General features: G+C 44.5%; 8 protein-coding genes. 3 read left to right on the top strand and 5 right to left on the bottom strand.

The annotated features are described in order from the left end of the window. Positions 1-407: 407 nt before the first annotated feature. The 3 genes from O9290_RS25700 to O9290_RS25690 all read right to left on the bottom strand — a co-directional run bounded on the left by O9290_RS25700 (position 408) and on the right by O9290_RS25690 (position 3,992). Positions 408-2,069: an NAD(P)H-quinone oxidoreductase subunit 4 gene (locus tag O9290_RS25700; RefSeq protein ID WP_271972416.1), complete on the bottom strand. Its 1,662-nt coding sequence runs from the start codon at positions 2,067-2,069 to the stop codon at positions 408-410. 124 nt (positions 2,070-2,193) lie between these two features. Continuing rightward, positions 2,194-2,895, bottom strand: coding sequence for an ABC transporter ATP-binding protein (locus O9290_RS25695; RefSeq protein WP_147069183.1), 702 nt, complete (start codon positions 2,893-2,895; stop codon positions 2,194-2,196). Between the two features lie 347 nt (positions 2,896-3,242). Then, positions 3,243-3,992, bottom strand: coding sequence for a septal ring lytic transglycosylase RlpA family protein (locus tag O9290_RS25690; RefSeq protein ID WP_004159324.1), 750 nt, complete (start codon positions 3,990-3,992; stop codon positions 3,243-3,245). A gap of 761 nt (positions 3,993-4,753) precedes the next feature. On the opposite strand from O9290_RS25690, the gene O9290_RS25685 reads away from it, so the two are divergent. Beyond that, on the top strand, positions 4,754-6,907 hold the full coding sequence (locus O9290_RS25685) for a polyribonucleotide nucleotidyltransferase (protein ID WP_288059129.1): 2,154 nt from the start codon (positions 4,754-4,756) through the stop codon (positions 6,905-6,907). Between the two features lie 255 nt (positions 6,908-7,162). On the opposite strand, the gene rpsN is transcribed toward O9290_RS25685, so the two are convergent. Continuing rightward, complete coding sequence (rpsN, locus tag O9290_RS25680; protein ID WP_002740009.1) at positions 7,163-7,465, bottom strand: 30S ribosomal protein S14; 303 nt, start codon at positions 7,463-7,465, stop codon at positions 7,163-7,165. A gap of 120 nt (positions 7,466-7,585) precedes the next feature. Between rpsN and O9290_RS25675 the strand changes: the two genes are divergently transcribed. Continuing rightward, positions 7,586-8,125 (top strand): NUDIX hydrolase, encoded by a 540-nt coding sequence (locus O9290_RS25675; protein ID WP_288059131.1) that lies wholly within the window; start codon positions 7,586-7,588, stop codon positions 8,123-8,125. Here O9290_RS25675 and O9290_RS25670 read toward each other — a convergent pair. Then, positions 8,118-8,300, bottom strand: a complete 183-nt coding sequence (locus O9290_RS25670) for a hypothetical protein (RefSeq protein WP_002759616.1) — start codon at positions 8,298-8,300, stop codon at positions 8,118-8,120. The genes O9290_RS25675 and O9290_RS25670 overlap by 8 nt on opposite strands. A 186-nt stretch (positions 8,301-8,486) precedes the next feature. Here O9290_RS25670 and O9290_RS25665 point away from each other — a divergent pair, with 186 nt between their 5' ends. After that, complete coding sequence (locus O9290_RS25665) at positions 8,487-10,712, top strand: glycosyltransferase (protein ID WP_288059133.1); 2,226 nt, start codon at positions 8,487-8,489, stop codon at positions 10,710-10,712. Positions 10,713-11,025: the final 313 nt, after the last annotated feature.

Raw genomic sequence — 11,025 nt, 5'->3', positions numbered from 1 at the left:
CTGGGAGTGATCGGGGGAAAAATCCCTGGACTTTTTCCCTGAAAATTAGGTAATTGACCCCCTCAAAATCGGTAAAACCCTACACCCCACACCCCACACCCTACACCCTGCCCCCAGGAAAAACTTTTTCAGCAAACCCTATGTAGGGTTTGCTGAAAAAGTAGGGGCGAAGCATTCGGATAGGAAATCTACGGTTTCAGCGATAGGTTATGCCCGAATGCTTCGCCCCTACAAGACCACGATTCTCTGAAAATCTTGCACTTGTTTTGCGAAATAGACCCCTAAAACCCTTACCTCGTCTATATTTCACATTTATTCAGCCAACCCTAATTAATTATCTCCTCGCCAAAAAAAATCAGGAGCAGAATTTCCACTCCCGATAACCTATTCACTTTAGACTTGCCAATTTATTGGAATATACTGGCAACCTTGGCGCTTACGTCCGGTTGAGTTTCAGCGTAGATATTTTGACGAGTAGCGGCGATTTCTGTGTAAGCTTGACGCACTTCCGAGTTAACTGCCACCGTTTTCACATCGTAGATACGGGTAGCCAGTTGGGGATAGAAACCGATAGCGACAATCAAAGCGAGGAAAGAGACAGCGATAAAGATTTCTCTGGGTTTAGCGTCACTATATTCTGATTCATGAGGGAGGACACAGCTAGTACCAAAACAAACTGCCTGTTCGTTACTTTTGTTGGGGAGAATGTTAGTAATATCGCAGGAAGAACCATCTCCGTAGAAAACTTGACGGAGCATGGAGAGTAGATAAATCGGGGTGAGGATTAAACCAACGGAAGCGAGGAAGACAGTCACAACCCGGAAGGTTTGGCTATAAACGTCACTGCTAGTGACACCGATGAATACAGTAATTTCACTGGCAAAACCGCTCATTCCGGGTAACGCTAGGGAAGCCATGGCGCCGGCAGTAAAGAGAGCGAAGACTTTCGGCATCGCTTGGGCAATCCCACCCATCTCGTTTAAAGCTAAGGTATGGGTGCGGTCGTAGGTGACACCAGCAAGGAAGAATAAGACGGCGGCAATTAAACCGTGGGAGAGCATTTGTAACATAGCACCGCTAATACCCACATCGGTGAAGGAAGCAATCCCTAAAAGGACGAATCCCATGTGTGAAACCGAGGAATAAGCGAGACGGCGTTTCATGTTTTGTTGACCGAAGGAAGCGAAAGCACCGTAGATAATATTGACGACACCGAGAATCGCTAGAATCGGGGCAAAGTAGATGTGTGCATCGGGTAGAAGCCCCATATTAAGACGGATTAAACCATAACCACCCATTTTGAGGAGAACACCAGCGAGAATCATCGATACAGGTGCAGAAGCTTCACCGTGAGCATCGGGGAGCCAAGTATGGAGGGGGAAGATGGCGAGTTTGACCCCGAAAGCGATTAATAAACCAGCGTAAAGGACTAATTCTAAAGCGAGGGGATAATCTTTAAATCCTAATTCCGCCATATCAAAGGTCATTGCACCACCACCGTAAAGGGCCATGGCTAGACCGGCAACGAGGATGAAGATAGAAGCGGCGGCGGTGTAGAGTAAGAATTTAGTGGCGGCATAACGACGTTTTTGACCACCCCAGATGGAAACGAGTAGATAAACGGGAATTAACTCGATTTCCCACATTAAAAAGAATAATAATAAGTCTTGGGCGACGAAAACACCAATCTGAGCGGCGTAGAGCAACAGCATCAGGAAGTAGAATAAACGGGGTTTGCGGTCTACTTGCCATGCGGCCAAGATAGAAAGGGTTGTCACCAATCCTGCTAATAAAACTAACGGTGCCGAGATACCATCCACCGACACCGCCCAACTTAAACCAATTTGGGGAACCCAATCGATTTTTTCCACTAATTGTAGGTTGGGGTTGCTTAAATCATATTTTTGTAAAAAGACGTAGCACATTAATATAAAGTCTGCTAGTCCGACTCCAAGAGCGAACCAACGAACAGTTTTTCCTTCTTTGTCGGGGATTACAGGGATCAGGAAGGAGGCAAGCAAGGGGAGCAAAATGATGGCAGTGAGCCAGGGGAAGTTAGCCGTTAGCATGGCAGTAAGAAAAAATACCTATTTCGTTATGTGTTCATTTTATGCGACTTTGTAAAATTTTGTGAATATTTTTTGGCCTACCTTTACCATAGGCTTTTATCTATAATTGGCGCATCATCATCGATTAACCCAAATAAGCTTGTTTGACGCGCTCATCCCTGAGTAAATCCCCGGCTTCTCCTGCGATAGTCAAGCGTCCCGCTTCCAAAACATAGCCGCGATTGGCAGTTTCTAGGGCTAAATTGGCGTTTTGTTCCACTAACAGGATAGTTACTCCCGATTCGTTTAATTGACGGATAATACTGAAGATTTCTCGCACTATCTGCGGCGCTAGTCCTAAACTGGGTTCGTCTAGTAACAATAACTTGGGACGACTCATTAAAGCTCTGGCAATCGCCAGCATCTGCTGTTCCCCACCGCTTAGGGTTCCCGCTAACTGCTCTCGGCGCTCCGATAGTCGGGGAAACAGTTGCAACTGCTCTTCGATATCGCTTTTTACTCCTAGGCGATCGCTTCTCGTATAAGCACCTAACTGCAAATTTGTCAAGACTGTTTGACGCGCTAAGATTCTTCTCCCTTCCGGACTATGGGCAATTCCCCGCTTAACGATTTCATGGGGCGGTAAATGGGTAATATCTTGACCTTGATAAATTATTCGCCCCGTCTTTGCCGTTAAAATCCGAGATATCGTCTTTAGAGTCGTCGTTTTTCCTGCTCCGTTCGCTCCAATCAGGGTGACAATTTCCCCTTTTTCTACCCTTAAGCTAACCTGCTGTAATGCCTTTATTCCGCCATAATTAACCGATAAATCGCTAATTTCTAACATAAACCCAGTCAAATCCCAATAGGATCACTATAGCAGTTACCAGTGATCAGTTATCAGTTACCAGTGATCACTGATCAGTTACCAGTGATCACTGATCAGATGTGAGTTTTTAGTCAGTCCCGATGAAAAAATTTTCACCCCCACAGATGAAAGAGGTTTCCTTCCTTACACCCCACACCCCACACCCTACACCCTCTTTCAAGTCAGGGATAAGGAGGAATCCCGATCATTTGTACTGAATTTTCCAAGACGCATTATTGAGTGAGGGGTATTGAGTAGCATTAACAGTGCTGTCTTTTCACTGCTTACTGTTTACTGATAACTGTTTACTGATAACTGATAACTGATTATCTGCCTAAAACTTCCAAGACAACTGGGGCAACTCCCGATTGGAAAACACCGATAATCGCTGCCGCACCTCTGGAGAGATCGATGACGCGACCACCGCTAAACGGACCGCGATCGTTAATTCGCACCACCACCGAGCGCCCGTTACGCAGATTAGTTACCCTAACCTTGGTGCCGAAAGGTAGATAGCGATGGGCGGCGGTTAAACTACTAGAGTTAAAAGTCTCACCACTAGCGGTGCGACGACCGTGGAAACCAGGACCATACCAAGAGGCCATTCCCTTTTTACGGGGGCGACTGCTGGTTTTTACCGCTGGGCTTGTTTTCGGCTTCTCTGCTGGTGTCACTGAGGCAGGATTGCTGGCTGGGGCATTAGCCGGGGCCGGCTTGACTTGATTGGGTTGTGATTGGGGTTGTCCCGTCGAAGGAATGGCCTCTTGGGTCTGGGGTGTAACGCTTGCAGGGACGGTATTTTCTTTGTCCACTAGGGACTCCAAAGTTTTTAGAATTTCGTTAGCATTATCTTGAACCGAACGTGATACTTTAATATCTGAATCAGTTGTTCGACTATTAGAAAAAGCGGACAGAATGGTTTGAGAAGTGGACTCGATAACAGTTTGACGACCTAAGCTAATGTCCGTCAGGCTGTTGCTGTGTCCTGCTGTCTGGGAACAAATTATCGAGGCTGTAGTCCCCACTACGGTAAGGGCAGTTACAGCTTGTAGTTTGTTGACCAATTGTTTATTCATAGACTTTCTTATTGTGCGTTAGCAAGTTCCCAATGCAAAGCTGAAGGAACTTGCTAACATTCCTTTGTGCTTGCAGAGCTAACTTGGTTGCTTTCTGTTCAACCGTATCACGGAAAATCGGTTGGTCATTACGAGAATTTATATCGTTATCGGGCAAGAGAATCAAAAATTTAAATAAAGGGTTGACTGGCGCTAAAAACCAAGTTAAGATGAAGGGTTTTTAATTTTTTGTGTCCTAGAGGGGATCAAGGTTAGGAAAACTTAGGGAATTAGGGAAATTTCGAGGGGGAATAATGCTAGTATTGACAAGGCTTTCAAGGATTATCAGCCCTCCTCGATTTCTCTCTATCGATGCAGATAATGGTTAATAAAACTGTTATCTTTGCTACAAAAAACCAGATTTTTAAGATAAATGTCAAATCGGGTTAAAGGTCAGAGATTAAAAATTATAATAGGGGCTTGACAAAGAACTAAAAATAAGCTGTTATTAGCCAAACTTAACTATAAAATCAGAAATGTTAATGGATGCTAATACTAAATCCTCTTTAAAAGGGATAGGGAAGTGGGGAAGTGGGGGATTGGGGAAGTGGGGAGCTTTTTTGCTGTGATCGGTAAACGGTAAAGAGTAATCAGCCAACTGAAAACTCAACTCTGATCACTGATAACTGATCACTGAATACTAAACCTGCTGGAAAGGGGGACAAAAAATGCTAGGATTGCCACAGCACAGAGAAAAGTGAAAGAAAGGAATATAGCTTTACATGGAAGAGTTTGACAAGTCAATATCCTTTGATGGCAGGGATATTCGACTAAAAATAGGGCTTTTAGCCCCCCAAGCTGGCGGTAGTGTTCTGATCCAATCGGGAGAAACGGCGGTTTTAGTGACAGCAACCACAGCCAAAGCCAGAGAAGGAGTAGATTTCCTGCCCTTGACCGTTGACTACGAAGAAAGATTATACGCCGCCGGGCGCATCCCGGGAGGATTTTTGCGTCGTGAAGGTCGTCCCCCGGAAAAAGCAATTCTGACCGGTCGTTTGATCGATCGCCCCCTGCGGCCTCTATTCCCCAGTTGGCTACGGGATGATATTCAGGTGGTCGCTACGACCCTCTCCATGGACGAGGAAGTACCCCCGGATGTTTTGGCCGTTACTGGGGCCTCCGTGGCGGTTTTGTTGGCAGGTATTCCCTTCCAAGGGCCGATGGCAGCGGTGCGCGTCGGTTTACTAGGGGATGAATTTATCATCAATCCCACCTACAAGGAAATCCATAACGGAGAATTGGATTTAGTGGTGGCCGGTAGTCCTGAAGGGGTGGTGATGATCGAAGCGGGAGCTAATCAGTTACCAGAACGGGATATTATTGAGGCGATCGATTTTGGTTATGAAGCGGTCCGCGACCTGATCACCGCTCAACGGGAATTGATCGATCAGTTGGGTATTCCCCTCGTCACCCGAGAAGCGCCGGTAGTAAACGAAACCGTGCATAATTTCCTGAAAGAACAAGCTAAAGAGGAAATTAAACAGATTCTCTCTCAGTTTACCCTCAGCAAAACCGAACGGGATGAGAAATTAGCGGCGATCGAAAATCGGCTCAAGGAAACTATAACCGCTCTCCCCGATGAAGATCCCTTAAAAGCTCCAACGCTGGAAGAACCCAAGTTAATCGGTAATCTCTTCAAGGATCTGACCAAAAAACTGATGCGCGCCCAAATTATCGAGGATGGGGTGCGGGTTGATGGTCGCCAACTGGACGAAGTACGCCCGATTTCTTGCCGGGTGGGAGTTTTACCCCGTCGGGTTCATGGTAGCGGCCTGTTTAATCGCGGTTTAACCCAAGTGCTTTCGATCGCCACCCTGGGCACCCCCGGTGATGCTCAGGATTTAGGGGACGATCTCCATCCCGAAGATGAAAAGCGCTATCTTCATCACTACAATTTTCCACCCTTTTCCGTCGGTGAAACCCGTCCCATGCGTTCTCCCGGCCGTCGAGAAATTGGTCACGGTGCTTTAGCGGAAAGAGCGATCGTACCTGTCCTTCCCCCCCAGGAGGAATTTCCCTATGTGCTGCGGGTAGTGTCGGAAGTCCTCTCTTCTAATGGTTCCACCTCCATGGGTTCCGTGTGCGGTTCCACCCTGGCGCTGATGGATGCCGGTGTTCCCCTGAAAAAACCCGTTAGCGGTGCGGCCATGGGTTTAATTAAAGAAGGGGAAGAAGTGCGGATTTTGACCGATATCCAGGGTATCGAGGATTTTCTGGGAGATATGGACTTTAAGGTGGCTGGCACTGATTCCGGCATCACCGCTCTCCAGATGGATATGAAAATCCCCGGTTTAAGCATGGAAGTGGTGGCCAACGCGATCAAACAAGCTTTACCGGCCCGCAAACATATCCTCGAGAAGATGTTAGCGACCCTAGAAAAACCGCGCACGGAATTATCTCCCCACGCACCCCGGTTATTGACGATCAAGATCGATCCAGATCTGATCGGGTTAGTAATCGGGCCGGGTGGTAAGACGGTTAAAGGGATTACTGAACAGACTGGCACGAAAATCGATATCGATGACGATGGTACTGTCACCATTTCCTCCACCGATGGGGAACAGGCCGAAAAAGCTAAACGACTGATCTACAATATGACCCGCAAACTCAATGAGGGTGAGGTTTATCTCGGTCGCGTGACTCGCATTATCCAAATCGGCGCTTTTGTGGAAGTTTTGCCAGGAAAAGAGGGAATGATCCATATTTCCCAATTGGCCGAGGGACGTGTCGGCAAGGTCGAGGATGAAGTGGCCGTGGGGGATGAGGTGTTAGTCAAGGTACGGGAGATCGATAGTAAAGGTCGTCTCAATCTCACCCGTCTCGGTATTCATCCCGATGAGGCCGCCGCTGCCCGTAAGGCTGCTACTGTAGTCTAGGTGAATTTTTTGTTCATGGTTAACTCTCGATCGCTCGATCGAGGGTTTTTTTATCGCTAAAATTGCCTAAAAACGGCAATAGAGACGCAAAAACCACGCCTCTATCACGGTATTTTCCCTAGATATTGTTTCTGACTAAGTAGGGAGGCACAATTATTTGTAGGATGGGTTAGCGGTAGCGTAACATGAGCGGGCGTTGGGTTTCATGCTTCAACCCAACCTACGTTCATCTTATATTTAATTCCACCCACCTACTTACCAGCTAGACTTGACCACACCGGGTAAAAGACCTTGGTGGGCCCATTCCCGTAAAACGTTGCGGGATAAACCAAAATCGCGATAGTATCCTCTCGGTCTGCCGGTCGTTAAACAACGGTTGCGGTGACGACTGGGAGCGCTATTGCGGGGTAATTCCTGTAATTTTTGGTGAATTGCCAGTTTTTCTTCAAAATCCTCGGCGGTGCGGAATTGTTCTTTTAGTTCCGCTCTTTTAGCTTCGTATTTTTGTCTGAGACGAGCGCGTTTTTTCTCGCGTTCTACCATCGATTTTTTTGCCATGGGGTTTCTCGAAAAAGATTTAACCTGTAAAGACAGCATTTCCCATTATAACCTGAAACACCGGTGACAAAAGCAACATTTCTTGATATTAATTCTTAAAGTCCTAGTTGAAAATTTTCTATGTCTGAACCGCCTCAATTTCTCCAACAACGTCTTTTTTATCAAGGTCGCGTCTTTCAATTTGAAGTCTCGAAACTGCGTTTACCTAACGGTGTCGAGGGAGAATGGGAATGTGTCCGTCATCCGGGGGGTGCTTTAGCAGTTCCAATCACCAAGGAAGGTCAATTGGTTTTAGTACGTCAGTATCGATTTAGTTTGCAAGCTCGAATTCTGGAATTTCCCGCCGGAACGATTGATGAAGGAGAAGACCCTGCTACGACGGTAAAACGAGAATTAGAGGAAGAAGCGGGCTATCGGGCGCACAATTGGCAATCTTTGGGTAAATTTGCCCTGGCACCCGGTTATTCCGATGAATACATCTATGCTTTTCTAGCCCAGGATCTGGAAAAATTAAGCTTGCCCCCCGCTCAAGATGCCGATGAAGATCTAGAAGTGGTTTTGATGAGTTTTGAGGAAATGGAATCGGCGATCGCACGGGGAGAATCGATCGATGCTAAAACTATTACTAGCTTCTATCTGGCCCGTTTAGCCCTTAATTAATCTTTTCAATCACCGCTTGTCCTAGTTGAATCAACTCAAAACCGATAAAAAGGCTTAAAATCACGGTGACAGCCTGATTAAGCAGGGGTATATTGCCTTTGCCTAGAGCAGAAGCGACGAATTTGACCACAACTAAAACGAGAGCGCTAACAACGGCGATTTTGACGGCTATCATAGATTAATTTTTCCTCACGGTTAACCGAAGTATACTATTTCTACACTTTTTCTTGCCAGTTTCATCTTCGGCTTGATACAAAATGTAGCATTTTGGTGGAGAGCGCTCCTGTCATTGCCAAAAATGCACAGGTTTTTGTTAAGAATTGTAAAATGTAGTTAGATTTATTTACTCAGAAGGGGATTTATGTCTAACCAAGAATCGATTTTTCCGTTCCCTCAAAAACCAGCATATTACTCCGTATTCAAGTCGATTTTAGCGATAATATCAGTTATTTTAATTATGTTAGCAGTGATCGGCGGGCTAATGATGGTCAGTTTATCATTATGTTGGCCAGAACACAATATTGATCGATTAATACTTGGCTTAGTAGAAGATTTTTTTAATCCATTTGCTTGGATTAAAGTTCCCACGGTTGCTCATAGCTATCAATTATTATTACCCACGGTTATCCTGCTAATTTTTACGCAGTTAATCATTTTCTTGTCTCCGCGTCCGCAAGTTTGGTCAAGATTAGTCATTATTTCTATCACTCTCGCTATCACCCTGCGCTATCTACTCTGGAGGATTCTGGAAACCTTAAATCTTTCCACCCCTCTCAATGGCTTTTTTAGTTTACTACTTTTAGGCATTGAGATGATAGTTTTAAGTGGTAGCATAATTCAGTTATTTTTAGTCTTAACCACGAAAGATAGAAGCCAAGAAGCTGATTTTTATAGCCAAGCAGTGATCAATAAACAGTATTTGCCCACGGTAGATATTCTGATTCCCACCTATAATGAGCCAGCCTTTATCTTAAAAAGAACTATTATCGGTTGTCAAGCCCTTAATTATCCTCATAAAAATATTTATATTCTCGATGATACCCAGAGGTCAGAAATTTATGAATTAGCAGAAAAATTAAATTGTAATTATCTGACTCGTGAGGATAAAAAAAATGCTAAAGCAGGCAATTTAAACCATGCTCTCAGACAAACTCAAGGGGAATTAGTGGTAGTTTTTGACGCAGATTTTATCCCTTGTCGGAATTTTCTAGAAAGAACTGTTGGCTGGTTTCAAAACCAAAAAATTGCCTTAGTGCAAACGCCTCAAAGCTTTTATAATGCCGATCCTATCGCCTATAACTTAGGTTTAGAAAATATCGTTACTCCCGACGAAGAATTATTTTATCGTCATATCGAACCAGCTAAAGATGGGGTGGGTAGTCCTGTCTGTGCTGGTACTTCTTTTATTGTCAGAAGAAAGGCCTTAGAAGAAGTGGGCTACTTTAATATAGAATCTATTAGTGAAGACTATTTCACTGGGATTGCTATCTCTGCCAAAGGTTATGAAGTTATTTACTTAAATGAAAAACTCAGCGCTGGTTTATCTGCCGAAAGTTTATCAGCTTATTTACGGCAAAGATTGCGCTGGGCAAGGGGAACTTTACAGGCCTTTTTTATCAAAGCTAATCCCCTAAAAATTGCGGGACTAACTCTACCACAAAGATTGGCACACTTAGAAGGAATATTATCTTGGTTTTCTCCCTTAGCTCGTTTATTTTCTCTCCTTATTCCTCTCCTTTATACCTTTGGTTATATCGTACCTTTGAACATTACCATCCATGAGACAATCTATATATTTTTACCCTACATGATGCTGCAGTTAGCCACTTATCACTGGTTAAATTCTCGCTCGCGCTCCATTATTTTTTCTGAGGTACTATCGATGATTATTTGTGTACCAACATCCCTAACAGTTCTCCATGTTCTTTGGAAACCCTTTGACAAAGGATTTCAGGTGACACCGAAGGGAATTGCTCGCCAAAATTATCAATATAATTGGCGTTTATCCTACCCATTGCTCTTTTTTCTCACCATTACCTTAATTAGTATTTTCTTTAATTTACACCATCACAATTATCAAGAAAGTCACCTAAATTTTGGCTTGATTTTGGCTATATATAACGTGGTTATTATCATGACTGCTTTAGTGGCTTTATTGGAAGCTCCCCTCACCCTAGAAACTCAATACCAATTGCTGGAATATCCTGTTAACTTGATAACAGAATCGGATATAATTAGACAGGGCAATCTGAAAAAACTTTCGGAAATAGGAGCAGAAATTCACCTGAGGGAACCCATCTACTCAGAAAAATTACTCCTAGATATTTTAGGCGAAGATTTGCGCCTATCGTCTCATCTAGTCAATCTAGAAAAACGAGGAAAAATCTGGCAAGCAACCCTTAAATTCCAGCCACTTACCCTATCAGACCAGAGAAAACTAATTACTTTTTTATTCTGTCGTCCCCAGCGCTGGCCAGTGAAAAATACGGCAGGAGAATTACAATCCCTTTGGTTGTTAATTATCAGCTTTTTTCGGGGTATAGGCTTAATTTGTCGGGCATTTTTGCATCGAAAAACAGCCCTTTAGTTACGTCAAAAATCGAAAATACTTAAGTAGCTGGTTATAGTTAAATTTAAAATGGATTTTAGGTTCGATCCCCCCTTAGTCCCCCCTTGATAAGGGGGGTGCCGATCCCCCCTGCCCCGCTTGATAAGGGGGGTGCCGATCCCCCCTTAGTCCCCCCTTGATAAGGGGGGTGTCTGATAATTTTTAACGCCTACCTACTTAGTAATTATAATCTTTTGGTAACTGTCCATTTTGAACGCCGATTAAAGGAGCAACTATGAAAATAGACTATGATCGAGCCGCTAATGCCGCTTATATTCGTCGTTTTGAGGGA

Source organism: Microcystis sp. LE19-41.2A (assembly GCF_027530405.1).
GTDB classification, from domain to species: domain Bacteria; phylum Cyanobacteriota; class Cyanobacteriia; order Cyanobacteriales; family Microcystaceae; genus Microcystis; species Microcystis aeruginosa.
Note: the sequence above shows the minus strand (reverse complement) of the source record. Positions and strands in the feature narration are given on the sequence as shown.

Bases quoted from the DNA above. Each gene is read 5' to 3' on its own strand.
- O9290_RS25700 (WP_271972416.1), bottom strand. From the start codon at position 2,069: ATGCTAACGGCTAACTTCCCCTGGCTCACTGCCATCATTTTGCTCCCC.
- O9290_RS25695 (WP_147069183.1), bottom strand. From the start codon at position 2,895: ATGTTAGAAATTAGCGATTTATCGGTTAATTATGGCGGAATAAAGGCA.
- O9290_RS25690 (WP_004159324.1), bottom strand. From the start codon at position 3,992: ATGAATAAACAATTGGTCAACAAACTACAAGCTGTAACTGCCCTTACC.
- O9290_RS25685 (WP_288059129.1), top strand. From the start codon at position 4,754: ATGGAAGAGTTTGACAAGTCAATATCCTTTGATGGCAGGGATATTCGA.
- rpsN (WP_002740009.1), bottom strand. From the start codon at position 7,465: ATGGCAAAAAAATCGATGGTAGAACGCGAGAAAAAACGCGCTCGTCTC.
- O9290_RS25675 (WP_288059131.1), top strand. From the start codon at position 7,586: ATGTCTGAACCGCCTCAATTTCTCCAACAACGTCTTTTTTATCAAGGT.
- O9290_RS25670 (WP_002759616.1), bottom strand. From the start codon at position 8,300: ATGATAGCCGTCAAAATCGCCGTTGTTAGCGCTCTCGTTTTAGTTGTG.
- O9290_RS25665 (WP_288059133.1), top strand. From the start codon at position 8,487: ATGTCTAACCAAGAATCGATTTTTCCGTTCCCTCAAAAACCAGCATAT.